Consider the following 25,924-nt stretch of genomic DNA (forward strand, 5'->3'; position numbering starts at 1 on the left):
CGGAAAATCGTACGAAGACATTACTTACTTCTTGAAACGCTCTTTTTCTTATTTGTTTTGCCGATTTTTTCGTTTGCTGTAAGTTTCTCTCATCGGTTATACAGCCTTTTTAGTCGGCTAGGTATACTAGGGGAATCATTCAGAATACGTAATACCTTGTTAGCTGTTTTATTATTTGTTCTCTTATCTGGAATTGTATGAATGCATCAAGCAAAACAGAGAGTGCGTGCAGCGGAAATATATCATCTCTATTGCTTTAGAAAATGATGTATGATATATTGTCAACGCAACTTATTAAAAGGGTTTAATAAGTATGTTGATTAAGGTGGTGAGCGATTTGAGTGAACAATTTGTTACTCAAAAATCGATTAAAGAGACGATCCTTCGCGGCATTCGTAAAGTTCTTCTAGAGCGAGGTAGTGCAACGAAAGTTGAGCTTAGTAATACATTAGAAATTAGTTTTCCAACGATAAGTAAATTTATAGAAAAAATGAAACAAGACGGTGAAGTCACTTTAGCTGGTTTAGATGATTCAAGTGGTGGAAGAAGAGCGAAACGATATGAATATAATCCAGAATATATGTTAGGTTTAGCGATATTTTTAGAAAAAAATGAAACAAACTATACAATTTTCAACTGTTTAGGGGAAGTAAAAGAACAAGGAAGTACTTCAAGTATGTTAATTGATACGGGCGTAAATCTATTATCTAAACATATTGAAGGTCTTATCGCTACCTTCCCGAAAATAAGCTCTATATCAATTGGTGTGCCTGGTTCGGTTGATAATGGTCGTATTTTTTATATTCCTGGATATGAAAAGTTCCAAAATTTTAATTTGAAAAGTCATTTGGAGGAACAGTTTTCTATACCAGTAGTAATAGAAAACGATATGAATGCTGCAGTGCTTGGTTATTATAAAAACACTGGAAACTATGATAATTCCTCTCTTGTATATTTGTATTCCGGTCAAAATGGTCCAGGTGCAGGTATTATAGTAAATGGAGATGTCGTACGCGGAAGCACATTTTTCTCAGGAGAGATATCTTTCGTCCCGCAGTATAATAATAAAAATTTCTTGCAAGCTTTGAGAAGTGAAGATTCGAATAATCCAGAGGAATATAATATAGATGCTATTACTCGTTTAATCGCTACATGTATAGCTATTATTAACCCTCATGCCTTTATCTTCTGTGATGATGAAGTGAATCAATTTGTAATAGATCAAATTGTAAAAAGTTGTCCGCAGTACATCCCGGCGGAACATATTCCGAAAATAACAGTGAGTAATTGGAAAGAAGATTATTTATATGGATTAAAAAGTCTAGGACTTGATCTTATGATTACGAGAACGAATAAAGAAAATTAAATGTCCTGGCAATGAAGCATCCAATTGTCAGTTGAATAACATAAAAGAAAAGGTGTCGATTATGAAAATTGAACATGTAGCAATTTGGGTGAATGATTTAGAAGGAATGCGTGATTTTTATAAACAGTATTTTAATGGTGAAGAAAATAGCTTATATGATAATCCGAAAAAGCAATTTAAATCTTATTTTATAACTTTTGAAGGTGGTGCGCGTCTAGAACTTATGAAGCAGGTAGGGTTAGATGATGCATTACAAACACAAACAATAGGATATGCACATATTGCTTTTTCTGTAGGTAGTGAAGAAAAAGTGAACGAATTAACGAATACATTAAAAGAAGCAGGATACCCTGTGTTAAACGGCCCACGAACTACAGGGGATGGTTACTATGAAAGTGTAGTAAGTGATCCTGAAGGAAATCAGATTGAGATAACGATCTAACATGAACAACCTCATTTCGCATTATCATGACGGGAGATGAGGCTGTTTTATTTTTATCTTTAATTGGAGTGATGAAAATCGCGAAGAATCCCCTCAATAACTGGATGAAGAGTACTAGGTAATTCATCAAGCGGAAAGAAACGTAATTCTTTTGATTCTGTTTGATCACATACAAGCTCACCGTGAAATTCTCGGCAAATATAAACAACGAGTACACCGTGTACTTGATCGCCGTTTGGATAGATTTGAAAGTAATCTGGTCCAGAGTATGTACGGAATAGTTCTGGATTTTTAATAATAAGTCCAGTTTCTTCATATACTTCTCGCTTTAAAGCATCTTCTAACGTTTCGTTATATTCTAAGGCGCCGCCAATGATGCCCCAGCGGTTGAAGTCTGTACGGAGCTGCAATAATATTTCATTTTTCTCATTTACTATAATAGCGTGTGAACCTATTAAAATCAGTGGATGATTTCCTACTAAATTTCTCATGTCTTCGATATACCCCATAGTTGTTCTCCTTATAGCTAATAATAATTAGGAAGTTCTTTTAACATTCTTTCTGTTTTCCGTGCTGTAAAGGCTAAGTTATGATCATCTTTCGTTCTGAAAAATAAAGTGCGTAAAAAGGTTTTAATGTTGGCACATAAAATACAATATTCATTTAACGAAAGGCGTTTTCTAATTTGGGGAAGCCTTTTTATTTTTTTATGAATAATAGAAATTAACTCGTCTTGCGGAAAGTCATGATACAACATCGCTAGTAAAGGAGTAACGATGCGTTCATCTTCGTTATTATGAAAAAGGTCAGATGGAATGAAGATTTTATTTAATAAACAATGAATTAACTCTTCGTACCATTCAAAAGTTGTATACGTATTATGAACAATTTCCGTAAAGGCATCAGATACGTGAGCAAGACAATGAGCCCATCCTTTATTTTCGATATAGCCCCGAAAATCCGTTTCTAAGTTTGTGTATGTAATGAGTTTGTTTTTTATTTCTTCGATATCCTCCTCCGTACAAAAGTAGTGCGAATTAGCGAATTGGAGTATTAACGCAATTAACGAAACAGTGTAAGAACGTGTGAAAACCCCATCTGAATGCGGGGAGTATATGTCACAATATAAATACTCATCACTTAAACAAGTTTGCAACAGTAATTTTAGTTGATCGTCCATAAGAAATTCATGATGAATAAAATGTGCAAAACATTTATATATAAGTTGGTAACGAACGTAACTATCAGTCGTTCCGATATACTGAAGCATGTTCAAAGTTAACTCATTAATATCTATATGTTGCAGTTGCGTATAGTCATTTTGTTGTATAAGCTCTAACTGTTGTTGCAATGCTGTAATATCCAATGGAGAACCTCCTCCGCACTTTAAAGATGCGATGTTTTCTAGTATTCTATATATTCAAGGACAATCCTGCTCATGCAAGGAGAACAAGTAGAAATTCAAGTATGACATAGATGAGGGAAGTATATGAAGACTATAGAACAGTTAGAAAAACATTTTAAAATAAGAAGAAATGATTCTTCAATCATGATAAAAGAAAATAATGCAGAAGTTTTTACAGAAGAGCAATTAAAGGAAATGATGCAGTATTGTGTTGCTGAGGCTGAAAAAGAGGGAATAGAAAACATACATTTTGAGATTTCTTCAAAAAGCCCAAATTATGATGTGTATAAGAAATGTTTCGAAACGTATTCATTTGAATATGTTACGGAAAACATGATTGTATGTAAGGATATATATGAAGTAGAAGATGTAGAAAGTGACATTGATTTTAAGTTGATTGAAGAAGTAGGTGAAGATGCTTTTTATTCTCTTTGGAGTGAGATGACGGAAGAACAAGTCACTTATGATCAATTTGTAAATATGATGCTACAGGAAATTGGGGAGCAATGGAAAGAACATTGTTTAACTGCGAGTATTAATGAAGAGCCGATCGGAATTGTAATCCCGCATATTGAGAGAGGTACGTTAGAAGAAGGAAAACTTATGTATTTCGCAGTCGCTCCAAATATGCGAAATAAAGGATACGAAGCAGCATTCTTTACAGGAGCAATGTTTGTCTTAAAAGAAATAGGAGCATCTTATTATATCGGTGAGACAAATGCACAAAATGAGTGGATGAAAGATGCTTTTGAAAAGAACGGATGTCAGCTGCTAAGTTGTACTGAGCGGTATGTGAGGAAGTTTTAGGATATACTCTGGCAATCATCTAGTGAGAATCCATGTACAAATTTTGAACAAGTAAAAGAACTTCTTGCCTGTTTGTAAGATAAAAAGAAAAATGAGAACGACAAAGTAGATATTCCTATAATAAAATAGAGTAAGATTCGATTATATGAGAAAGTGTTGGTGAAAGAATGGAGCAGCAAAGAAATGGGTTACAAGCAACTGTAGAGAGAAATGAAGACAATACGTTATATATAAAGTGGGAAAATAATATAGAAGAAGTTCGCATTTACTGGAGTACTTCACCAGAGCATATTGAAGAAACAGGAGAATTACTTGCAACGGTAAATGGAGAATCATCATATTCAATTGAAAACCCGAGCGACAATGAGCGTCCATATTTTAGACTAGTAGGTAGTAATGGACAAGCAGTGACAGTAGCTGAGCGTAGATTGCCATTACAAGGAGCGTTTAACTTCCGTGATATGGGCGGATATGAAACGCTTGAAGGCCGTAAAGTAAAATGGGGCAAGTTGTACCGTTCTGAAGAATTAGCAGGACTAACAGAGTGGGATATTGCGTATTTACAAAAGTCTGGTTTAAAGTTAATTTGCGATTACCGTACAGACTTTGAAGTGAAGCATAAGCCAAACCCTGAGATTACAGGCGCTCGTCAAGTGTGCTTACCAGTTATGCAGGACTTGGCAAAAGATTTAAATATAAATGAATTTTTCCAAGTTGGTGACCTTTCTATGTTAGGAAAACCAGGTGAGTATCTTGTGAAAATGAATCAAGACTTCGTAAGTGGTAACGAAGCATTCGTGAGCTTCTTAAACTTAGCGCAAGACCCGGAAAACTTACCGTTAGTAAACCACTGTACAGCTGGGAAAGACCGTACTGGATTTGGATCAGCATTATTATTACTTTTGCTAGGTGTACCAGAGAAAACAGTAATGGAAGATTACTTATTAAGTAACGGATTCCGTGAAAAGCTAAATGAGAAAATGATGGCCTTTTTAGGTGGAAAACTACAAAATGATGAGAGTAGAGCGATATTAGGTGCGATGTTCGAAGCGCGCGCTGAATATTTACAAGCTGCGATTGATGAAGTGAAAAAGCAATACGGTTCAGTTGAAGCGTATGCTGAAAAAGCTTTAGGCTTTACGAAAGAGTCGTTAGAGGAAATGAAAGAGTTATTGTTAGAGGAAAAATAATGGGGAGGGAGGCTGATGTGGATTAGCCTCCTTTTCTTATTGTTCATATAATTTTGTTCCATAAAGTGATTGATAACCGAATATCGTTGTTTGCATTATGAAATTTTTCGTTGCCTTATGATGCCTATAATAATTGGAATAGCTGTCCCAATTAATAATATTGGTAAAAATAATTTACCAAAACCGCCACTCCAATTTAAAGCTATTGAAATTGTTTCAAATTGGATGAAAGAAAAAATAAGTAAACAGACATTTTTTAATTGATTAAGCATTTTTCTGCTATTTAAATAAAACTGATCAGCATTCGATTCATTAAATCTTTTTGGATAGTTATGAACTTCTGGAAACTTTTCTAAAGTCTGCATTAAAAGGAGTATAAATGCTCCTATTCCTGGTAGAAGTAAAAGCTCCCATTTGGATCCCCAACGATCTACAGCCCCATATGCGTTATAATGTGCGGGTACTTCCTCAGGTAATCTTCCCCAAATGATAATCAAAAAAATGATTGATCCAAAGAACAATGAATATCCAATAATATCTCCAACCCATTCACTTTTTGTTTTTGGGATTTTTATTTTAGGTCTTTCCCATGAATTTACTATTTTTTTTCGCTCCCTTCCTATAAGAACTAGAGTAATACAGTTCCTGGATTGCCAGTTTATAATTTGAATCTATTATCCAAATTATCTCAAATTTATAGTATTTTCACAATTAATTATTTTTGAATAACATGACTCGTGTGTCTGAAACAACTGTAAAATCTCTGGACAGCTGCTTTTCGTAAAAGAAAAAAATTCGACTTAAGAGACAATTAATGAGAAAATACAAGTTGTAAATAACGTACTAGTTGAGGAGAGCATAATGAAATATAAAGTTATATTATTCGACGTAGACGATACATTATTAGATTTCCCTGAAACGGAAAAACACGCATTACATAATGCGTTTGTACAGTTTGGTATGCCTACAGGGTATAGTGATTATCTTGCAAGTTATAAAGAGATTAGTAATGGGCTATGGAGAGATTTAGAAAATAAAATGATTACGTTAAGTGAATTAGCGGTAGATCGATTTAGACAATTATTTGCACTTCATAATATAGAAGTAGATGCGCAGCAATTTAGTGATGTATATCTTGAAAACTTAGGGAAAGAAGTGCATCTTATTGAGGGCGCAGTGCAATTATGTGAGAATCTACAAGATTGCAAGCTAGGCATCATTACGAATGGATATACGAAGGTGCAGCAATCTAGAATCGGAAATTCACCTTTAAGTAACTTCTTTGAACATATCATTATTTCTGAAGAGGTTGGCCATCAAAAACCAGCACGTGAGATTTTTGATTATGCGTTTGAAAAGTTTGGGATTACGGATAAATCAAGTGTACTAATGGTTGGAGATTCGCTCACTTCTGATATGAGAGGCGGAGAAGATTACGGCATTGATACGTGTTGGTATAATCCGAGTTTGAAAGAGAATAAGGCAAGTGTTAAGCCGACTTATGAAGTGGAGAGTCTTCTACAAATTTTAGAAGTGGCTAAAGAAAAAGTAGCTTCATTTTAATTGTATTGATATATTTTCAGTTACAGTCAATATAGGCAAGAGCTGTGTAACAACTAGAGGTGAATAAAGGATGTTAACGTTTTTATTTGAGTTAGACAAGAATATCCCGCAGAAGGATGAGCCGCGGTATGATGCTTATTCAAAGGGCTTTATCGAAGGGGATGTAACGATTCGCGTGAGTGACAGCGTACTGTTTCAAAAGTCACCTATGAAGGTCGCAGAGCTAGGCATTTATTTAGGACAGTGGATGGAGCAAGTGCAACACGGGCAGAACGTACATATGAATTATGAAACACCTGATCGTGATGAAGTCATTCTCAGATTCTTTTATGAAGAGGAAGATCAGTGGAGAATTTATTCCAGTTGGCAACAATTTGAACTTCAGGAGAGTATTTCTACTACAACATTAGTGGAGAGCGTTGGGCGTTATTTATATGACCTAAATAAGGAGCTGCGCGCGATCGAATATCCTGTGACGTTTGATCAATACTTAAGAGGAGAGCGAATGATGCAGCTTTCTTACAAACGACCGTGTGATAGTAAAGCGGATACGGTGCCTATTGAGGTTTACAATGAAAGCGAAGGAGTAGGCGCAGTACGAGGCTATTATAAAAATACGTTGATGAGAGTGCTAGATTTCATTCCGAAAGTCGGTAGTAATATCATTTATGAAATAAAGGATAGCAAGAACAACATTCGCGTCATTGCAAAGGATGTAAGTAGGCAACGCCAAAGAAAGATTTTAGTAACATATAAAGATAATCATGATGCAGAGCATGAAATACTTGTATGTGACGGAAAGTTATTGGATGCAAATTTCTTATTTACCTTTACATATAAGAGAGAAGAATATGTTGTTCACAAAACTTCATTTGGGATGGGAAAGTTATTACGAAAAGGCTATGTAATCGCAGACTGGAATATTCGTCTTGAGGAAGATATGTATGATATCGAGATGAATGTATACGATGAAGATTATATAGAGGATCAATATTTACTGTTAGGCGTATTTCATGCGGTTTTGTATGGGTGATAGTTGTATAAATAAAAAATACCGGTATTCTTTGTGAAAAGAATACCGGTATTTTTTATCCCACTTTAATGGGCAGTAAGACCCCCACCTCAAAATGCAGCGAAAGCAAAGAAGTTAGGTGGGGGTCGGGCTGCCCATAAAAGTCCGATTGGTTCAACTAATAATCAGTGGGGGGGAAGAACCCCCCCACTGATTAAAGTTTCACTTTATTCATCCTCAAAAATAAAAATCTCATCAATCGTACTATGAAGTGCCTTCGCTATATCGTAAGCAAGCTGCAAGGAAGGGTTGTATTTTCCTTTTTCAAGGTGGCTAATTGTTTCACGACGTACACCAACGCCCTTTGCTAAATCTTCTTGTGTCATATTCAATTTGGCGCGGTATTCTTTTATTTTCGTTACGAACGCCATGGTGCATCTTCCATTTCATCAACAGGTTTATCGTAAAAGAACATAGAGAAGCCGAATGTAAGGATGAGTGTGCCGAAAATAAGAGCGATATCAATCTCTTGTAGGGCCGGGTTTGGAAATAACATTTCAATAAACAGAATGATAGCGGTAGTTAGTAATGTAACGATAAAGGCATTGCGGCACGACTTATTGACGATTTGTTCAAATAGTTCATCGTGTTGAACCGTTCTATACGATGTGAAAAAGGAGAAGAAACAAAACATAGTAAACAAGCCTTTGTCGTAAAAAAAGCCGAGGAAACCGAAGAAACCGAGAAATCCTAAATATTTTATCCAAGTTGTTTTCACGATAGATTCTCCTTTCAATGTTAGAAATAATTCACGTTATGTTATAAATATATCAAACATGAAAATGTATAGTAATAATAGTTTTCCAATTCTTTTCATAATAATAGTAAAAAGAGGAAATATGCTGCGAAATAAAGAGGATAATATTGTAAAATGGTTGTAAGGAGGGGGAGGAAGGTATGCTAACTTGGATCATGATCGTTGTATTACTTGTAGTCATTACCGTAGTGGCAACGGTGTTAATTGGGCGAAATGGTGATGCAAATTATAGTAAAGCAACAAAGGGAAATATTAGAAGACTTACGATGATTTATATTATACTAGCTGTCGTTTTAATCGTTGGAATAGGCTTGTATATTTATTTCAAAGGTTAAAAAACTGAAAAATAAAAAAATAAAAAAATATAAAAATAGAAGTATGCTATAATGTTGATATAGTTATTTGGTAATTAAGGAAAGGATTGGATGGAATGATTGAGATTACGAATGTGTCAAAAAGTTATAATGGGTCTACCTATGCAGTAAAAGATTTAAGTTTATCTGTGCCTAGCGGAGAAATTTTTGGATTTTTAGGGCCGAATGGTGCGGGTAAATCAACGACAATTAAGATGATTACTGGCATTCATGGGGTGGACAAAGGGACGATTACGATTAACGGTATAGATATTATGAAAAATCCGATGGAAGCGAAAAAGACGTTTGGTTATGTGCCAGATAGCCCAGATATGTTTTTACGATTAAAGGGAATTGAATATTTAAACTTTATGGCAGATATGTATGAAGTGCCGAAAGAAGTACGACAAGAGCGAATTGAGTCTTTAGCGAAGAAATTTGATCTTTACAATGCGTTATCGGATCAAATTCAAAGTTATTCGCACGGTATGAGACAAAAAATCGTTATTATTGGTGTGCTCGTGCATGAGCCAGATGTATGGATTTTAGACGAACCGTTAACGGGGCTTGATCCGAAATCCGCATATATTTTAAAAGAAATGATGAGAGAACATGCGGATAAAGGAAAGATTGTATTTTTCTCGACACACGTATTAGAAGTAGCAGAAAAAATATGTGACCGCGTTGCAATTATTAATAAGGGCAATCTTCAGTTTAAAGGGAATTTAGATGAAATGAGAGATCATTTTAAATCCAATGAATCACTTGAAAAAATGTTCTTGGAGATGACGGGCAATGAGTAAAATTTGGACGTTAACGAAAGTATTATTAAAATTAAATTATGCAGATTTTATAACAGATAAGAAGAAGCGATGGGCGTATGTATTTTCATTTGCAGCCATTTTATTTGTCGGCTTTTTACTATTTGGTTCTATCACGCACGCAATGTATGAGGGAATGATACATTTAGGGCAAGATCCAGGAATGATTATCGCAATGGGACTTGCGATTGCGAGTATATGGGTATTTTTAATGAGTATAACGAACATTTTAACTGTATTTTACTATAGTAATGACATTGAAATGTTACTACCATTACCATTAAAACCAGCGCAAATTATTTCGGCGAAATTTTTAACGGTATTAATTACACAATACGTAATGAGTTCATTCATTTTATTACCAATATTTATTACGTACGGGTTAAAAAGTAGTGCATTTATTACATATTACATATACATGATTTTTATTTACTTACTCTTCCCGATTGTGCCGTTAGTACTAGCTTCATTACTGATGACAGTTATTATGAGGTATACAAATATAGCAAAAAATAAAGACCGAGGAAATATATTTATTGGAATTGTAAGTATACTATTTATTGTAGGAATTAATGTGTTTTTACAGTGGAAAAATAAAAGTTCGTTTTCTGAAGATGCACTTACGAATTATCTTGCGAACAACCAATCTTCTCTTTTAGTACAAATGACAAACTATTTTCCAACTACATATTTTGGAGCAGTGGCATTAGTAGAAAACGCAAATTGGAAGGGACCTTTATACGTAATAATCTTTGCACTTATTTCATTTGTGTTTTTTGTGTTGTTTTATTACATTGCAGAGCGTACATATTTAAAAGGGGTTATTGGACTTTCAACGAGTACAGCAAAAAAAGAGGTCATTTCAGCAGAAGGTTTACAAAAATCAACGGTACAAAGTTCACATTTGAAAGCGTATGTGAAAAAAGAATTTAAAACGTTATTCCGTACACCACAATTTTTCTTAAATTGTATCGTACAAACTTTCGTTATGCCGATTATGTTGTTCTTCGTTTTATTTGTACAAGATGGAAATTTAAAATGGATTACGAGTTATATTAATAATCCAAAATCAGCAGGTCTTGCAATTGGCGTTGGCCTTTGTGCCTCTTTATTCTTAATGGGAAGTAACGTCATCGCAACAACTTCATTCTCACGTGATGGAAGCTCTTGGTTTGTGAATCGATATTTACCTGTAAAAGCTTCGGATATCTTTTTTGCGAAAGCAATCACTGCTTGGTTAATTAATGTAATTATTTTAGCAGTGTTCGGTATTACAATGGCAGTTGTAGCGGGGATTTCTCCTGTTTTCATGTTACTGTGGTTTTTACTAAGTGCGAACGGCTTACTGTTAATTAATTTAATTGGTACACGCTGGGACGCGCAAACTGCAGATATACATTGGGATACAGAGCAGAAATTATTTAAGAGCCGCTATACAACTTTGTGGAATTTTTTAGCTAATATTTTAATAGCTTTAGTTATTGTAGCGGGAGTAAGTCTATTATACTTCTTCCTTCATGTCGGACTGTGGGTTATGTTTATCGTTTTATTTGTAATGTTTACGATAGTAAATTATATCTTTATTAAAATTTTAAAATTAGGTGCAGAACGTATATTGTCAAATATTGAATAAAAAGATAGATCCTCTGTATTCGTGCAGAGGATTTATCCATAGATGGAGGAGAAAAGGTGAAGAAAATAGCAATTGTAACAGGGGCAACTCGTTTAAATGGAATTGGTGCAGCTGTATGCAAGGTGCTTGCTCAAAAAGGGATAGACATTTTTTTCACGTACTGGTCTCAGTATGATAAAGCGATGCCGTGGGGAATGCATGACAAAGAGCCTTTTTTGTTGAAAGAGGAGATTGAAAGTTACGGTGTTCGATGTGAAATGGCAGAAATCAACTTATCGCAGTCGTATTCGCCGAATCGTTTGTTTTATATGGTATCAGAACGGTTAGGTGATCCATCTATATTAATTAATAATGCAGCGTATGCTTCTCATACGAGAATCGAAGAATTAAATGTAGAACAGTTAGATAAACATTATACGGTAAATGTTCGGGCTACTATGTTATTAAGTTCATTATTTATAAAACATTATGCAAGCAAGGCGAGTGGAAGTATTATTAACCTTACTTCAGGACAGTCACTCGGGCCAATGCCTGATGAACTGGCATACGCAGCAACGAAAGGGGCAATTGAAGCATTTACAAAATCAGTAGCACCAGTTGCGATGGAGAAGGGGATTACAGTGAATGCTGTTGATCCAGGACCAACGAATACAGGATGGATTACAGAGGAGCTGAAGCATCATTTAGTATGGAAGTTCCCACAAGGTAAAGTAGGAGAACCGGTGGATGCAGCACGCTTAATTTCTTTTTTAGTCAGTGAAGAAGCAAAATGGATTACAGGGCAAATTATTCATTCGAATGGCGGTTACTCATAAATATATTATGTTAACAATTATTGAGAAACAAAAAAAACGAAAGAAAATTTTATTTTTTTTGTATAAATAAAATGTCAAGAAAGATAAAAATTTGATAGAAGAGTATATCGTCATATGAGAATCGTAATTCTTCATGTGACAATATACTCTTTTTCTTTTACTACAGAGAAGAAAAATGAAGTAGAAGAAACTCGAATATTCAAATTGATTTATCAGTTTTTGTACGTATTATTATGAAGATTACTGTCGGAAAGATGGTAATTCGTATGAAAAGGGATTTTTTAAGGGGAAATCGAATCGTAAAGGGGAGGATAAAAACGTAAACATAGGGGGATTTATATGAAAATGAAAAAGGTCGCTATCGCATCGATAACAATTGGTACAATGCTTACTATGGCAGCTTGTAGTCCTTCAGCAGATAAAGATACAGAAAAGAAAGAGCAAGTAACAGCGCAAAATGAAGGAGAATCAAAAACGACAAGTGCAGATGAAGCGTCAAAAACAACGAAAGATACTGAAAAAGAAACAAATACTTCTTCAAATGAAAAAACAGATAAAGATACAAAAAACACGAAAGAATCATCGGGAACAGAAAGTAACGGTAAAACGTCAACTCAAAACGAGAATGTAAAAACAAAAGAAAAAGAGACGACAGGAAAGACGAATGATCAAACAACTAGCGGGAAAACAACAGATCAAAGTACAAGTACAAACTCAGACGGAAAAACAACGAAAGATCCGAAGAAAAGTGTAGCTGTGAAAACGAGTGTGAAAGAAGTTGCTGCATTAGTTGATAGCTTAGATAAGCAGTTAGCTGCTAATCCGAAATTGGATACAGTAAATAAACTTGGAAAACAAATTAATGCAAAGTGGGATGTAATTGAGAAAGAGTTAGAAACATCACACCCAGCTGAATATAAAACAATTGGACAAAGTATGTATCCGTTAATTGTAGGGGCGGAGAAAGAAAAGATAGATATTACTAAAATGAAGTCATTAACGACGAAAACGAAAAAAGATTTAAATCAATTATTAACAAAACTTTCGTAGTTTCAAAAGCCTACTTGTGGGAGTAGGCTTTTTTTATGTGGAGAGTGTAATGAAGGTTTATGGGAATCATAATGAAAAAGGATGGTGATAAAAATGACAATCGATCGAATTTGTACAATTGGGCCAGCAAGTAATAATAAAGAAACGTTAGCGCAGTTAATAAGCAATGGTATGAAAATTGTTCGGCTAAATTTATCACATGGGACGCATGAAAGTCATAAAGATATCATTCGTTTAGTGAAATCGTTAGATGATTCTATTAAAATTTTAGGCGATGTACAAGGTCCTAAAATAAGGTTAGGTGAAATAAAAGGAGAACAAATTACACTTCAGGCGGGAGATTCTTTTATTTTGCATACGCAACCAGTTACAGGGAGTAGTACGGAAGCAAGTGTTGATTATGAAGGAATCGCGAATGATGTGAAAGTTGGAAGTAGAATTTTAGTTAATGATGGTGAAGTTGAGTTAATCGTTGAGAAAGTAAGTACGGATAAAATAGAAACGAAGGTGAAAACAGGTGGTAATATCTCATCTCATAAAGGGGTGAACTTACCAGGCGCAATCGTTCGTTTACCAGCTATTACAGAGAAAGATAAAAAAGATATTCAGTTTCTTTTAGAAGAAGGTGTTGATTTTATTGCATGTTCTTTCGTAAGAAAACCTAGTCATATAAAAGAAATACGAGATTTTATACAACAGTATAAAGAAACGTCACCTAATTTAATTGCAAAAATAGAAACGATGGAAGCGATCGAGAATTTTCAAGATATATGTAAAGAAGTAGATGGAATCATGATTGCAAGGGGAGATTTAGGAGTTGAGTTACCGTTTCAATTTATTCCGCTCTTGCAAAAAATGATGATTCAGGAATGCAATCGAACGAATACATATGTTATTACAGCGACCCAAATGCTTCAATCTATGGTAGATCATTCGATTCCAACAAGGGCTGAGGTAACTGATGTGTTTCAAGCTGTACTGGACGGAACGAATGCTGTTATGCTTTCTGCTGAAAGTGCTTCAGGAGAGCATCCAGTTGAAAGTGTGAGTACACTACGTCTCGTTTCTGAATTTGCTGAGCATGTGAAACAAGACGGTCCTTTTGTGATGAAAGATGTACTGGAATTGCTGCATAAATCTTTGGGTGAGTGAAAAATAAAAAGAGGGCGGATATGTATCCGTCCTCGTGTGTTTCATTCTATTCTTGCTCTTGCTCATCCAAAATCTTTTCAAACGCAGCAGATACTTTCTCAAATTCCTCGTCATTTTCAATGTATGAGAATTCACTATCTTCTTCTACTTTTAAAAAGAAAATATCAATGTCTTCCTCGGTTTCTGTTTGGATATCTTCAACAAAGGCAACGGCAATATATTCTGCGCCTTCGACATCCATCGCTCCGAGCACTTCTACTTCTTGCTCTTCGTTATTCTCATCACTAAGCGTAAACACTTCGCCAACTTCAATATCAGACATATTCATTCTCCTCCTGTCCAACTCTAATAAATAGAGTGTTTAAACTGCATACATACTAATATAGTTTTCCATGAAAAACCAATTTCATACATAGGAAAAATTAAATTCTACTTCTTTCGTATGGGTATGCAGCTATAAGGAGCGCATGTTATCTTATTAAATCCATTCAACAATTGCATCCATAGTCTGTCTTGTTTTATCACGCTTTGGCTCTTCTTTACGGTAACCAAAAGCAACCATAACTGATACTTCAACATTATCGTCTTTTATAATGCCTTCTTGACGAAGTAAAGAATCTACTTTCTCTTTATCAAATCCTTCTATTGGACAAGAATCAATACCGATTTGAGCTGCGCTCGTCATCATATTACCTAAAGCAATATAAGTTTGCTTAGATGCCCAATCAAATACAGCACGATCGGATTGTAATAAGTTAAAATCTGTCTCCTGGAACTTTTTGAAAAATTCATATCTAATTTTTTGAGTGTCTTCAGGTAATTCAATAATATCATTCATCATATGTTTAATATACTCTGCATCATAATGCATATCTTTAATGTTTCTTGAAAGAACAATGACAAAGTGACTAGCTGTTGCAAGTTGCCCACCAGCGCCCCATGAATACGGTTGTAGTTTTTCTCTTAATTCTTTATTTTGTACGACAATAAATTTCCAAGGTTCATATCCAAAAGAAGAGGGAGATAATCTGCCTGTTTCTAAAATGAAATGAAAATCTTCTTCTGAAATTTTGTGCATGGGATTGAACTCTTTACATGCGTGTCTGAAATGAAAGGCCTCCATAATTTTCTCTTTTGTAATTTCTTTTGTATTTGTCATAAAAGTTCCTCTTTTCATTAATTTATTTTGTAAGTAAATTATATTTTTAAAGTAACATAGATACAAGTACGCACATTTATGTGTTATAGTATCAAAAAAGATACTATTGGTGAGGAAGGGATTTATGATGGATTGTTCAAACGAAAATAATATAAATTACCCGTTTTTAAATAAATATTCTTGTCCAGTGGAAGCTATGGTTGAGGTTATTGGCGGAAAATGGAAAGGAGTTATTTTGTATCATTTATTAGATGGTACAAAGAGGTTTAATGAATTAAAAAGATTAAAACCTAATATCACACAAAGAATGTTAACACTGCAGCTAAGAGAACTTGAAGCGGATGGCATTATACATCGTGAAGTATATCGTGAAGTGCCTCCGAAAGTAGAATATTCATTAACAGAGCTTGGTGAATCACTACGTCCAATCATTCTATTAATGATGGAATGGGCGACTCATAATATGGAGAAAGTTTTGGAGAGTAGGAATGCACAAAATAAAAGTTAATAGATGAAAGTGATATAGTAGAGACGGATATGAATTTTTCTTGAATTGGTAGTAGAGTTAGAAAACCATATATTATCAAAATAGGGAATTGGATGTTAAAGCTTTGTAGGATTAAATTGATTATAATTATTTTATGTAAATTAACCACCCGATTATCTATAAAATGAAAAAATCTATGTATCGTTGATATAGTGTAAATTATGATAGATATATTCAAAAAATCGTTAATATAATTTCACTTATGAAGGTGTTGTTTATTAAGGGAAAAGGGCTGCTATGCGCGGACAGCCCTTTTTTTGTTGACCGGATTTACATTTTGAGAATACTTCACAGTCATAACGTAGTAGGCATTGTAAAATACTTATTCAATGTATTATCTTTCAAAGAAGAAAGCGGAACCTTCACCTCACTACCTTCCTTCATATTCCGCAGCATAGCGGTTTCTGTACTAAGTTCTTCTTCTCCAATAATAAGCACATAAGGGATATTTTCTTTATTGGCATAATTCAGGGCACGTTTTAATTTGCGTCCTGCTAGTTCGAGTTCGATTTTTAAGGAAGTGGTAGAACGTAATTGCTGGGCAAGTTGTAAGCATTGTAATTCTGTCCCGAGCGGGATGATAAATACATCCGCTGTAGATGATATCGTTTCTTTCTGCGCTAGTGCTGTATAAATAACGTCTAAACCGAATGAAATACCGACTGTTGGATAGTTCATGTTATCGCCACGGAATGCTCCAATAATATTATCGTAACGACCACCGCTACCGATGCTAGATGTAATCGAGCCATCTTTTAAAAAGATTTCATATACAGTACCTGTGTACATTGTCAGTCCTCGTGCTAAAAATGGATTAAATATCGTATTCTCATTTATTCCAAGAGCGATTAAATATTGCTGTAATTGTTGTAATTCGTTTACCCCATCTGCAACGAGTGGATTATTGAAAGCTTCTTTAAAGTCAGCAATTGAAAGCTGTAGACAAGATAATACGGTATTACATATCGTATCAGCCATTTCTTCAGAAATTCCGCGCTCAAGTACATCTTTCCGTACACCATCAATCCCAATCTTTTCGATTTTGTCTAATGATAAAATGACGTCACTCGTTCGTTCAGTAGGGATGTTAATAGACTGGAGAATACCGTTCAACAATTTTCGGTTATTATATTGGATTGTTACTTCTAAGTTTAACGTTTGGAACAGCTCAAACGCCATGCTCATAAGTTCAGCTTCTGCCATGACAGACTCAACACCGACTATATCAACGTCACATTGTATAAACTCACGAAATCTCCCTTGTTTAATAGGGCCATCTCGAAACACTTTCCCAATTTCATACCGTTTAAAAGGAAGGCGGATGTTCGGGTTCATTGCCACGACTTTTGCGAATGGAATTGTCAAATCGTATCGTAAGGAAAGGTCGCGTTTTCCTTGATCCTGAAGTGTATATATTTCTTTTAATATTTCATCACCACCGCCGTACTTGTATGACATAAGCTCATACATATTTAATGTCGGCGTTTCTAACGGTTTACATCCGTATCGTTCAAATGTATCTTCACAAGCTCTTTTAATTTTATTTCGCAACACTTGTTCCTCTGGTAAATAGTCTTTCGTTCCTTTTACATTTCTCATTTCCATTGTAATCACTCCTTTTTAAATTAAAAAAAGCTATGCAGGTATAAAAATACCCACATAGCTTTATAAACGCTTCGTGGGTCAACAGGAAAAGCCCTGTACCCACGAAGAAAAATTTTTCTTCGGATACACGGCGTTACGTATGATGATGAAGTTGGAAAGAAGTATTAAAATTTTGCATTACAAATCTCTCCTTAACATAAGTTTTTCCAAATTATATCAGATGATTTTTGAATTATCAATATTTTTAGTTTTGAAAAATATGTGAAGGTATGTAGGAGAAATGGAAAAGGGTGTATAATAAAACTTAATAATATGAAATAACCTTTTAAGGAGAACGTTATGAAAAAAGATAAAACAAATGCGATGCGAATATTAGATAAAGAGAAAATTGAATATTCGATGATGTCATATAATCCAGATGATGGGAAAATTGATGGCGTATCAGTAGCCGAGAAAATTGGACGAGAAGTGAGAGAAGTATATAAAACGTTAATCGCTCAAGGAAATAGTAAAAATTATCATGTGTTTATCATCCCGGTAGATGAGGAACTAAATTTAAAAGCTGCCGCAAAAGCAGTAAGTGAAAAGAAAATTGAAATGATTCCTGTAAAAGATATTACGAAAGTGTCAGGATATATTCGAGGCGGTTGTTCACCAGTTGGAATGAAAAAGCTATTTTCTACATGTATTGATGAAAGTGCCCAATCACTTGAAACGATGATTGTAAGTGGAGGGAAAATTGGCGTGCAAATTGAGCTTAAAGTAGATGACTTGGCGAAAGTGACGAGAGCGCAGTTTGGCGAGGTAACGAAGTAATGATACATAGGGAAAGAAGTTTTAGTTTTATTAAGTTTAGATAAGAAGTTATAGGATAGTTAGTCCATTATGGGGCTGATTATCCCTTTTATTTACATACCTATATTAAAATGAATAAAGATCGAATATTCAGTTTGAAATAGACTATAATATGAATCATTTGTTTGGCTTTGGGAGGAGGACAATGCCTCCTTACAAGGAATTTAAATAAACAAGAGTTACCCTTAAAGATAGCCAAAGGTCTGGAGAGTGTTTTAATGAGGTTTCAAAAAATACCCATAAGAAAGCATATATTGGGGATGCTAGTATTTTTAAAAAAAACCACGCATAAGAGTATGCAAGATTTTATACAGTTTTTTAGCTAATCCAGTAACAAACAAGAACCATAAAACAATACCAGAATAGGAATGTATAGAATATGTATAGATTCATAGAACTAAAAAAGAAGGTTCTCCTTTTTCCATGCTACTGATAATGAGACGTTATGTTAACCTGATATGTATAGAATATACAACCAAAATCAAACAATAAATTACTTGTTTTAAATAGTAAAATAATACATAGATGTTGCCGGAAAAAGAAATGAAAGAAAAAAATAAGGGAGGGACATATATGGATTACATTAACTATTTAAGAAATATGGTGGGTCATGAAAAAGTGATTATGGTCTCCGCGGGAGTAATTGTATTCGATAGAGAAAATCGCATATTACTACAAAAACGAACAGATAACGGATATTGGGGTCACCCAGGTGGTTTTATGGAGTTAGGAGAAACCATACAAGATACAGCAAGAAGAGAAGTATTTGAGGAAACAGGACTTGAATTAGGGAAACTGGAATTTTTCGATATCCACTCTGGACCTAAATACGAAAGAACACTTTCAAATGGCGATCAAGTTTCCGTGTTCAAAGTTTTGTTCACTTGTTATGAATTTGAAGGAGAACTATTAGAATCGAGTAGCGAATCCCTAAATAATCACTTTTTTTCACTCAAAAATCTACCAAAAAAGTTAGTTCCTCAACATAAAGAAATTTTTAAAAGTCTATTGTTCCATAAAAAACCACCAAACATAAAGTAAATACTAGCACAGTTAAATTACCTCATAACTTCCGTTTTCACTGATTATGTGAATATGAACCCCTCCAGATTGCTTTACTGGAGGGGAGTTTTATAGGATTCCAGATATATTGAATCCTGATAATGATGCGTTATGTTAACCCCGCATGAATACCCTATTCATACAAATTTGCACAAAGTTGTCTTTCCTGATGGTACAATTAAAATCACGGAGGGATGTTATGGGAATTTTTTATGTAATACCACTTTTTCTTATATTTGGCACTGCAACATTTTTATTTATCAAGTCTGGTTCACCAAAAATTAAAGATAAAAACTTATCATTAATAATGATCTTTCTAGGGATAAATCTAATTACAATTCCAATGGCTTATTTGGTAGGTTCGTTTGTTTCTTATACACATGAGGCGTCAACAGAATTTATATATAATAATCCACTTTATTTTTGGAAAGGATTTTTCTTTATTCAAATAATACCGTTTTTCGTGCTATTTGTGGCTTTGATATGGTGGTTTATCCGTAAGGGTAAAGAAAAAATCGAAACATAGAATTTTAAAATAACTTCCGCTTTCGAAAACTATATAAATAAGCTGTTCACTGGAATCTCATAGAAAACTATGGTGAGATGCAATGTTTGATTTTGAAGTACTTCAAAATCTTAGCTAGATGGCCATGTATCGGTACCCCACAATAAAAAGGCAGGGACATATCAAATATGTCCCTGCCTTTGATTTTAGAGACATGTTTCCTAACAGTTGATTTTGTTAACGAAAGTCGACTTTAAATCCATATTTTGTGTGAAATAAAAGCATATAATAAAAGTATGAGGTGATGATGTGAAGGAGATAAACATTCATAAAGTAATTGTGGATAAGAGAAAAGAAAAGGGAATTACACAGGAAGAGTTAGCGGCGTATATCGGTATTACGAAGGCGTCTGTTTCCAAATGGGAGACGGGGCAGAGTTATCCGGATATTACATTTTTACCACTGCTAGCATCGTACTTTAACCTAAGTATAGATGAACTAATGAGTTATAAACCGCAAATGGAACAGGAAGATATTAAAAATTTATATCATAGACTAGCGGAAGCTTTTAGTGAAAAACCATTTGATTAAGTAATGATGGAGTGCAGGAAAATCATAAAAAAATATTATTCTTGTTTTCCATTATTAATTCAAATAGGAATACTTTTTATTAATCATCACATGTTAACGGAGGACACGGATAAAAGAATTGAAATGTTAGAAGAAGCAATGTATCTCTTTAGCAGGGTTCAGGAAGAAAGTGATGATGTTTCTCTTGTAAAAGAGGCGGTATCGTTTCAAGCAACTTGCTATCTTATACTCAATAAACCGAATGAAGCATTGCAATTGCTTGGTGAAACGATACGTCCTAACGTTCCAGAGGAAGATTTAATCGCACAGGCGTATCAAATGCTTGGAAATACTAAAAAGGCGAATGAAATAATGCAAATTAGCATGTATCAACATTTAATACAACTCGTTGCGACAATACCGAATTATGTAGTAGTAAATGCCTCAAGCGTTGAAAAAGTAGAGGTGATTTTGAATAGAGCTTTTATGTTAATAGATATATATGAAATAGAAACATTACATCCTAATATGACTTTAAAAGTATACTATGCTGCTGCGCAAGTATATTGTATGCAAGGGAATTTTGAAAAGGCGTTAGAAATGTTACGTAAATATGTAACGGTTTGTGCGGCAAGCTTCACAGTAAATAGTCTGCATTTACACGGTGATTCCTATTTTGATGCGATTGATGGATGGTTTGCAGAGTTTCCACTCGGCGCTAAAACAGTTAGAAATGAAGAGATTATAAAGCGAAGTATGTTACAAAGTATTGCAGAGAATCCAGTTTTTGCTCCAATGAAAGATGTAAGAGAGTATAAAAATATAATAACGAGTTTGAAATTTAAATTGGATATAAAAGAATAGGGGGACAAAATGATGACTTTTGATGAATATGAAGTAGCGATCAATAGTGAGTTTACTTTGCAAGGTACACTCACTAAACCGAAAGCTGACGGGAAGTATGCGGCTATTGTCATTATCGCGGGATCTGGAGAGATTGATCGTGATGGAACGATCGTACCACTAAAGCTTGAGGCGAACATATATAAAGATTTAGCGCATGTAATGGCGAGACTTGGGGTAGTGACGCTCCGCTTTGATAAACGCGGAGTAGGAAAGAGTGACGGAGAATTTCTGAAGACTGGAATGTGGGATTTAGTTAGTGATATAGAGTCTACGATTACGTATTTAAAAGAACAACCATTTGTTAATCCGGAAAATATCATTTTAGCTGGTCATAGTGAAGGCTGTATGTTAGCAACTGTAGTAAATGCAAGAACACCAGTTAATGGACTCATCCTTCTTACAGGAGCTGCGGAATCGTTAGAAGAAGCTACGAAAAGACAAAGAGAGATTGCTTATAAAGAATTAAAAGAACAAAAAGGAATAAAGGGAAAACTAATGCGCCTTCTCAATGTGGAGAAACGTGGAGAAAAGCAGATGGAAAAAATAAAAGAGAAAATGATGAATACAGAAAAAGATACGATTAAAGTTGGTTTTAAACCGATGAATGCAAAATGGTTTAGAGAGCATTTTCAGCATGACATTTATAAAGACTTACAACAAGTAACATGTCCAGTGCTAGCTATCGCTGGTGATAAAGATATTCAGGCTGACCCTGAAAGAGCTAAGCGGATCAGTGATTATGTGAAAGGTGATTCTGAAGTATATGTAATAAAAAATATGGATCATAGTTTGAAAGTTTTTGAAGGTGAGTTTAAAGCATTAGATTTTAAAAAGAATTATGAAGAAGGAGCAAGAAAGCCACTTCATCCAGAGCTGGAAGAAATAATTATAAATTGGATGGCATCATATTTTATCCCAGGTAGTAGGAATCTTACATCAAAATTAGGTGAATATGAGGAAGATGGAAGGGAGAGTAACTGCCTATAAAAGACGGACTGGTGTGGGGGAATGGTAGGTGTAAGTAACTTCTGTAGTTTCAAACATATTCCCCTGATTGTAGGTTCTATAAATACCCTATAAATAATCCAGGCTATTTAATATTAGGAGGAAGCCAACTATACACATAATCCATGACAGAGCTGATCCTGTACTATTAGCGATTTTCACTCGAATTCTCTCGAGAGGTTTTTGCATCCATCGACCAAACAGGAGATAGAAGAGAAACAGCAAGAGAGAGGGCAATACCATGATCAAGTTGTATCCAGCTAAAATAGAAGACCATTCTACCCATGATAGATTAGACGTAGTCAGTATACCAATTGCCGCAAAATAAGGAAATGCAGTACCCGCTTCAATTAATGTAGTAGTGAATCCTAGTGCAATCATTGAAAAAATACTTTTTGTTTTTGGTGAAGGGATCTCTGAATTTTTCTTAGGTGGAATATAGAAGCTTGCAATGAATAATATGACACCAATAATGAAGAACGACCAGCTTACGATTCGGTTTTGAAATAAGCTAGAAATAAACTTAAACAAAAAATCTAATCCTAACATGAGTGAAACGCCAACAGCAAAATAAAATCCTGCTACCGTCAATAAATAAACGAATAAACGTTTCGTGAGACGCTCTTTATCTGTTAAAAGTAGATATATTGTTACTCCTATTGTAGTAGGGCTTAGCGTGTCTAATATAGCTAATCCGCCTATTAGGAGAAGTTGCTCTGTACCCATTGTGCTTTCCCACTTATTCCGGCTCAGGATTATTTTTTTTAGTCATAAAAATGGCATATGCCTCGTTCATAAACTGAAGCACATCTTGATCGATTGGATATAAACTAAGTTTCTCTGATTGTTCGGGAGCCATCCTTATCTCCCAAAGCTTATTTAGAAATTCATCCTCACCTTCAAATTCTTCTAAGCGTTTTTCCTCCATTCGTCTTATGATATTTTGAACTTTCGTTGCTTTTGGGCCATCCTTCATATAACGCTTTAACTGGCCGATGAGAGCAATCCATTCGAGTGAATCAGAACAGTCACTTGCCATTTTAGGAACCTTTTCCAATAGTTTTATTTCTTTTTCTTTAAATACAGATTCGCGATAATACTGTTGTATTTCTTTATCTTTGCTGGATAATTGCATGATTTTTTGAATCGCGATCCAGCTTTCTTCTCCCTCTAACGCAATTCCATTTATCATTTCTCGTAAGGATAATTCTATTTTCTTTAAATGTTCCTGCTCATTTATTACATAAGATAATTGGCTCTTTAAACTATCCGACCAATCCCACTCATTGAAGTCGAGCATATGTTTAATCTCTTGTAACGGAAATCCAACCTTTTTTAAAAATTGAACTTGCTGAAGTTTTTTTATTTCTTCATTTGTATATAAACGATGGCCACCCTCTGTTTTGGATGCTGGTTTTAATAATCCGATTTTATCGTAATAACGCAGTGTTCTTACTGTAACGCCTGTCAGTTCTGCAACTTTATTAATGTGTATCAACTGATAAACCTACCTTTCTGTACGTTAAGATTTTATCTTTAACGATTATTTTCTTATTTCGCTTCTAACCTTCTTTACTAAGAAAATTTTTAAGTAAGTAGCCTGCTCCTAATCCAATTAGTGCACCAGGAAATCCATGATCCAGTAGCAGTCCAATACCTGCACCTATAATGACACATCCATAAATAATAATATCGCCCTGTTTCATATGAAAACCTCCTATTTTTCTAATTTCTTTTATGAAATTGCGAAATAGTAGCTACTTAACAGTATATAAAATGACCCAACGTCAACTTCAAGTGTTTTTGATTATTATTAATACAGTTATATAAACCTTTAAAGCGCCCTCTAACGGAAGAATTAATTTCAAAATATTTTGCGGGCTTATCGTTCCAAAATATTTATACTAAAATATATAATACGGGGGTGTGGTTAATGGGTAGAAAGATTAGTTTTAATAAAGAGCAAGCTTTAAATAAAGCTATGTATTTATTTTGGGAGAAAGGTCATAAGCCGAGCTACTCTCTACGATAGTTTTTGAGGTAAGGATGCACTATTTAAACTAGCTGTGGAACATTATAAAAACTTTGGTGCCTTAGCATACAAAATTCACGTATTGTTCTTGCTATCCTGAGGTGAAATTGGAGGGAATGTCTTTTGAGAAGCATGCCTGTAAAGTTATTTTTTAAATCAATCCTATTTTTTTTCTTATGCGGTATTGTTGTTTATTCTATATTTCAGATTATGTTTGTCTGGAGTGCTTCGACAGGATTAGGAAGGGATGATATAGTCGGATTTTCTGATAATAAGTATGTAATTGGTCGTCCACCTGTTAGCTATAATTTATATAAAAAAGATAGTGGGGAAACTATATTAGATAATGTTATTGGTTATAAAAAAGGAAAAACGAAAAGCTATGTTCGGAATGAAATCGAATTTGTAGTGATAAATGAGATAAAGGGTAGCTATGAATTGTATAAAATAGAAAAGGCTTCAGAAAAGGATATAGAACGGCTGAAAGGAATGCAGAAATTAGAATGAAAGGGGCTATTTGAAGGATAAAAATGCTATTGAATTGAAATAAAATTTAATAAAATACTAACTTCAGAATTTTTCATTTTTAACAAACTTAATTGGAATTTTACAAATGCACACATATTATTGTTAAATCTAAAAAATGGTTTAGACTGATAACTGAGTTTTATTTCATGAAAAAAGTCAGCATAAAAATAAAGCATTAGGAGTTCAGTCCCATGTCTATCAAACTAATTAAAGTTTCTTTTTCAGGGATAGAAAGGAAATGAAATCATGGAAAAATCAATAAATAGTGAATTGATTGGAATGTTTATCTTTAATGAAACTTTACATACATATGAACAAAACGAAGGAAAAGTACATTGGGAATTGGATGTTAGAAATGAGCGTGTACAAGTACATGAAATGCTGAAAAGAGCAGAAAAGCTTTATGTATGTTTAGAGGAATTTGATAAAAAAGCTAAGCTTGCTATAGCGGAAGAATTAATAGAGTATAAAAATGATTTTTGGCCTGAATATGATGAGAATGATGAACATTTAGATTGGGATGCTGTAGATGCAGGAGAATATGATATGACGAAAGAAACATTTGAGCAATCTATTACTCTTATGGACATTGTAATGAGAGAAAATGATATATATTGTGAATACAATGATGGAGATGTATTTGGTGGCCATAGAATCCATGCTTCTTTTGACAATGAGTACAATTTATTAGCTGCAGAGATTTAGCTTTGAGAGATGCAAGTGA

At 34.3% G+C, this 25,924-nt stretch carries 30 protein-coding genes and 3 pseudogenes; 22 read left to right on the plus strand and 11 right to left on the minus strand.

What is annotated here, in order from left to right:
* Positions 1-82: 82 nt before the first annotated feature.
* From ACTFSI_RS18020 to ACTFSI_RS18030, 3 genes and pseudogenes are all read left to right on the plus strand, one after another.
* Positions 83-201: pseudogene (locus tag ACTFSI_RS18020) on the plus strand (MFS transporter); the annotation flags it as partial.
* Positions 202-337: 136 nt separating this feature from the next.
* Positions 338-1,366 carry an ROK family transcriptional regulator gene (locus ACTFSI_RS18025; RefSeq protein WP_000003022.1) on the plus strand — a complete coding sequence of 343 codons (1,029 nt, stop codon included), beginning with the start codon at positions 338-340 and terminating at the stop codon, positions 1,364-1,366.
* A gap of 61 nt (positions 1,367-1,427) precedes the next feature.
* Positions 1,428-1,808: a VOC family protein gene (locus tag ACTFSI_RS18030; protein WP_000687562.1), complete on the plus strand. Its 381-nt coding sequence runs from the start codon at positions 1,428-1,430 to the stop codon at positions 1,806-1,808.
* Positions 1,809-1,867: 59 nt separating this feature from the next.
* On the opposite strand, the gene ACTFSI_RS18035 is transcribed toward ACTFSI_RS18030, so the two are convergent.
* Together ACTFSI_RS18035 and ACTFSI_RS18040 are read right to left on the minus strand one after the other, a co-directional pair.
* Complete coding sequence (locus ACTFSI_RS18035; RefSeq protein WP_048556794.1) at positions 1,868-2,317, minus strand: NUDIX hydrolase; 450 nt, start codon at positions 2,315-2,317, stop codon at positions 1,868-1,870.
* Positions 2,318-2,334: 17 nt separating this feature from the next.
* Positions 2,335-3,174: a DUF2785 domain-containing protein gene (locus tag ACTFSI_RS18040; protein ID WP_044793198.1), complete on the minus strand. Its 840-nt coding sequence runs from the start codon at positions 3,172-3,174 to the stop codon at positions 2,335-2,337.
* A 123-nt stretch (positions 3,175-3,297) separates the two neighbouring features.
* On the opposite strand from ACTFSI_RS18040, the gene ACTFSI_RS18045 reads away from it, so the two are divergent.
* Together ACTFSI_RS18045 and ACTFSI_RS18050 are read left to right on the plus strand one after the other, a co-directional pair.
* Positions 3,298-4,020, plus strand: a complete 723-nt coding sequence (locus ACTFSI_RS18045) for a GNAT family N-acetyltransferase (protein ID WP_440045532.1) — start codon at positions 3,298-3,300, stop codon at positions 4,018-4,020.
* Between the two features lie 167 nt (positions 4,021-4,187).
* Positions 4,188-5,210, plus strand: a complete 1,023-nt coding sequence (locus tag ACTFSI_RS18050; RefSeq protein WP_440045533.1) for a tyrosine-protein phosphatase — start codon at positions 4,188-4,190, stop codon at positions 5,208-5,210.
* Between the two features lie 95 nt (positions 5,211-5,305).
* On the opposite strand, the gene ACTFSI_RS18055 is transcribed toward ACTFSI_RS18050, so the two are convergent.
* Positions 5,306-5,731 carry a DUF1648 domain-containing protein gene (locus ACTFSI_RS18055; protein WP_033691872.1) on the minus strand — a complete coding sequence of 142 codons (426 nt, stop codon included), beginning with the start codon at positions 5,729-5,731 and terminating at the stop codon, positions 5,306-5,308.
* Positions 5,732-6,071: 340 nt separating this feature from the next.
* Here ACTFSI_RS18055 and ACTFSI_RS18060 point away from each other — a divergent pair, with 340 nt between their 5' ends.
* Both ACTFSI_RS18060 and ACTFSI_RS18065 read left to right on the plus strand, forming a co-directional pair.
* Complete coding sequence (locus tag ACTFSI_RS18060) at positions 6,072-6,773, plus strand: YjjG family noncanonical pyrimidine nucleotidase (RefSeq protein WP_061658602.1); 702 nt, start codon at positions 6,072-6,074, stop codon at positions 6,771-6,773.
* Between the two features lie 70 nt (positions 6,774-6,843).
* Positions 6,844-7,806, plus strand: a complete 963-nt coding sequence (locus ACTFSI_RS18065) for a tubby C-terminal domain-like protein (protein WP_042514815.1) — start codon at positions 6,844-6,846, stop codon at positions 7,804-7,806.
* A gap of 206 nt (positions 7,807-8,012) precedes the next feature.
* Here the strand turns inward: ACTFSI_RS18065 and ACTFSI_RS18070 are convergent, their stop codons facing one another.
* Both ACTFSI_RS18070 and ACTFSI_RS18075 read right to left on the minus strand, forming a co-directional pair.
* Positions 8,013-8,216, minus strand: coding sequence for a helix-turn-helix transcriptional regulator (locus tag ACTFSI_RS18070; protein ID WP_098253985.1), 204 nt, complete (start codon positions 8,214-8,216; stop codon positions 8,013-8,015).
* The gene (locus ACTFSI_RS18075) at positions 8,204-8,563 is read right to left on the minus strand and encodes a DUF3796 domain-containing protein (RefSeq protein ID WP_001968997.1); all 360 of its coding nucleotides are present in this window, start codon (positions 8,561-8,563) and stop codon (positions 8,204-8,206) included. Before ACTFSI_RS18075 ends, ACTFSI_RS18070 begins: the two co-directional genes overlap by 13 nt.
* 179 nt (positions 8,564-8,742) lie before the next feature.
* On the opposite strand from ACTFSI_RS18075, the gene ACTFSI_RS18080 reads away from it, so the two are divergent.
* From ACTFSI_RS18080 to ACTFSI_RS18105, 6 genes are all read left to right on the plus strand, one after another.
* Positions 8,743-8,937 (plus strand): hypothetical protein, encoded by a 195-nt coding sequence (locus ACTFSI_RS18080; protein ID WP_440045534.1) that lies wholly within the window; start codon positions 8,743-8,745, stop codon positions 8,935-8,937.
* 95 nt (positions 8,938-9,032) lie between these two features.
* Positions 9,033-9,758, plus strand: coding sequence for an ABC transporter ATP-binding protein (locus tag ACTFSI_RS18085; protein ID WP_088122691.1), 726 nt, complete (start codon positions 9,033-9,035; stop codon positions 9,756-9,758).
* Positions 9,751-11,409, plus strand: coding sequence for a putative ABC transporter permease subunit (locus ACTFSI_RS18090; protein ID WP_098320620.1), 1,659 nt, complete (start codon positions 9,751-9,753; stop codon positions 11,407-11,409). The genes ACTFSI_RS18085 and ACTFSI_RS18090 overlap by 8 nt, the downstream gene beginning before the upstream one ends.
* A 56-nt stretch (positions 11,410-11,465) precedes the next feature.
* The gene (locus ACTFSI_RS18095) at positions 11,466-12,224 is read left to right on the plus strand and encodes an SDR family oxidoreductase (RefSeq protein ID WP_061658606.1); all 759 of its coding nucleotides are present in this window, start codon (positions 11,466-11,468) and stop codon (positions 12,222-12,224) included.
* Between the two features lie 339 nt (positions 12,225-12,563).
* On the plus strand, positions 12,564-13,274 hold the full coding sequence (locus ACTFSI_RS18100) for a hypothetical protein (RefSeq protein ID WP_001968986.1): 711 nt from the start codon (positions 12,564-12,566) through the stop codon (positions 13,272-13,274).
* An 81-nt stretch (positions 13,275-13,355) separates the two neighbouring features.
* Positions 13,356-14,426: a pyruvate kinase gene (locus ACTFSI_RS18105; protein ID WP_080776538.1), complete on the plus strand. Its 1,071-nt coding sequence runs from the start codon at positions 13,356-13,358 to the stop codon at positions 14,424-14,426.
* Positions 14,427-14,472: 46 nt separating this feature from the next.
* Here ACTFSI_RS18105 and ACTFSI_RS18110 read toward each other — a convergent pair whose 3' ends face one another.
* The gene (locus ACTFSI_RS18110) at positions 14,473-14,754 is read right to left on the minus strand and encodes a DUF1292 domain-containing protein (protein WP_001997837.1); all 282 of its coding nucleotides are present in this window, start codon (positions 14,752-14,754) and stop codon (positions 14,473-14,475) included.
* 150 nt (positions 14,755-14,904) lie between these two features.
* Positions 14,905-15,603 carry an NAD(P)H-dependent oxidoreductase gene (locus tag ACTFSI_RS18115; RefSeq protein ID WP_138321556.1) on the minus strand — a complete coding sequence of 233 codons (699 nt, stop codon included), beginning with the start codon at positions 15,601-15,603 and terminating at the stop codon, positions 14,905-14,907.
* A 109-nt stretch (positions 15,604-15,712) separates the two neighbouring features.
* Here ACTFSI_RS18115 and ACTFSI_RS18120 point away from each other — a divergent pair, with 109 nt between their 5' ends.
* Complete coding sequence (locus ACTFSI_RS18120) at positions 15,713-16,093, plus strand: winged helix-turn-helix transcriptional regulator (protein ID WP_440045535.1); 381 nt, start codon at positions 15,713-15,715, stop codon at positions 16,091-16,093.
* A gap of 333 nt (positions 16,094-16,426) precedes the next feature.
* Here the strand turns inward: ACTFSI_RS18120 and ACTFSI_RS18125 are convergent, their stop codons facing one another.
* Positions 16,427-17,737: a histidine--tRNA ligase gene (locus ACTFSI_RS18125; protein WP_440045536.1), complete on the minus strand. Its 1,311-nt coding sequence runs from the start codon at positions 17,735-17,737 to the stop codon at positions 16,427-16,429.
* Positions 17,738-18,076: 339 nt separating this feature from the next.
* Here ACTFSI_RS18125 and ybaK point away from each other — a divergent pair, with 339 nt between their 5' ends.
* The 5 genes and pseudogenes from ybaK (at position 18,077) to ACTFSI_RS18150 (ending at position 22,622) form a co-directional block, all read left to right on the plus strand.
* Positions 18,077-18,553, plus strand: a complete 477-nt coding sequence (gene ybaK, locus ACTFSI_RS18130; RefSeq protein WP_440045537.1) for a Cys-tRNA(Pro) deacylase — start codon at positions 18,077-18,079, stop codon at positions 18,551-18,553.
* Positions 18,554-19,165: 612 nt separating this feature from the next.
* Positions 19,166-19,633 (plus strand): NUDIX hydrolase, encoded by a 468-nt coding sequence (locus ACTFSI_RS18135; protein WP_440045538.1) that lies wholly within the window; start codon positions 19,166-19,168, stop codon positions 19,631-19,633.
* 220 nt (positions 19,634-19,853) lie between these two features.
* Positions 19,854-20,180, plus strand: coding sequence for a hypothetical protein (locus ACTFSI_RS18140; protein WP_440045539.1), 327 nt, complete (start codon positions 19,854-19,856; stop codon positions 20,178-20,180).
* Positions 20,181-20,468: 288 nt separating this feature from the next.
* Positions 20,469-21,593 (plus strand): annotated as a pseudogene (locus tag ACTFSI_RS18145) (helix-turn-helix domain-containing protein).
* Between the two features lie 12 nt (positions 21,594-21,605).
* Entirely contained in the window at positions 21,606-22,622 is a 1,017-nt protein-coding gene (locus ACTFSI_RS18150) for an alpha/beta hydrolase family protein (RefSeq protein ID WP_440045540.1), read from the plus strand.
* An 87-nt stretch (positions 22,623-22,709) separates the two neighbouring features.
* On the opposite strand, the gene ACTFSI_RS18155 is transcribed toward ACTFSI_RS18150, so the two are convergent.
* The 3 genes from ACTFSI_RS18155 to ACTFSI_RS18165 form a co-directional block, all read right to left on the minus strand.
* The gene (locus ACTFSI_RS18155) at positions 22,710-23,366 is read right to left on the minus strand and encodes a GAP family protein (RefSeq protein ID WP_000536414.1); all 657 of its coding nucleotides are present in this window, start codon (positions 23,364-23,366) and stop codon (positions 22,710-22,712) included.
* A 13-nt stretch (positions 23,367-23,379) separates the two neighbouring features.
* Positions 23,380-24,138 (minus strand): MerR family transcriptional regulator, encoded by a 759-nt coding sequence (locus ACTFSI_RS18160; RefSeq protein ID WP_000581353.1) that lies wholly within the window; start codon positions 24,136-24,138, stop codon positions 23,380-23,382.
* Between the two features lie 64 nt (positions 24,139-24,202).
* Complete coding sequence (locus tag ACTFSI_RS18165; protein ID WP_440045541.1) at positions 24,203-24,346, minus strand: hypothetical protein; 144 nt, start codon at positions 24,344-24,346, stop codon at positions 24,203-24,205.
* 227 nt (positions 24,347-24,573) lie between these two features.
* On the opposite strand from ACTFSI_RS18165, the pseudogene ACTFSI_RS18170 reads away from it, so the two are divergent.
* From ACTFSI_RS18170 to ACTFSI_RS18180, 3 genes and pseudogenes are all read left to right on the plus strand, one after another.
* Positions 24,574-24,676: pseudogene (locus tag ACTFSI_RS18170) on the plus strand (TetR/AcrR family transcriptional regulator); the annotation flags it as partial.
* A 128-nt stretch (positions 24,677-24,804) separates the two neighbouring features.
* The gene (locus ACTFSI_RS18175; protein ID WP_440045553.1) at positions 24,805-25,179 is read left to right on the plus strand and encodes a hypothetical protein; all 375 of its coding nucleotides are present in this window, start codon (positions 24,805-24,807) and stop codon (positions 25,177-25,179) included.
* Positions 25,180-25,446: 267 nt separating this feature from the next.
* Entirely contained in the window at positions 25,447-25,905 is a 459-nt protein-coding gene (locus tag ACTFSI_RS18180; protein WP_000415699.1) for a DUF2262 domain-containing protein, read from the plus strand.
* Positions 25,906-25,924 lie beyond the last annotated feature (19 nt).

The sequence above is a fragment of the Bacillus cereus group sp. MYBK101-2 genome, assembly GCF_051918845.1.
Classification (GTDB): domain Bacteria; phylum Bacillota; class Bacilli; order Bacillales; family Bacillaceae_G; genus Bacillus_A; species Bacillus_A paranthracis.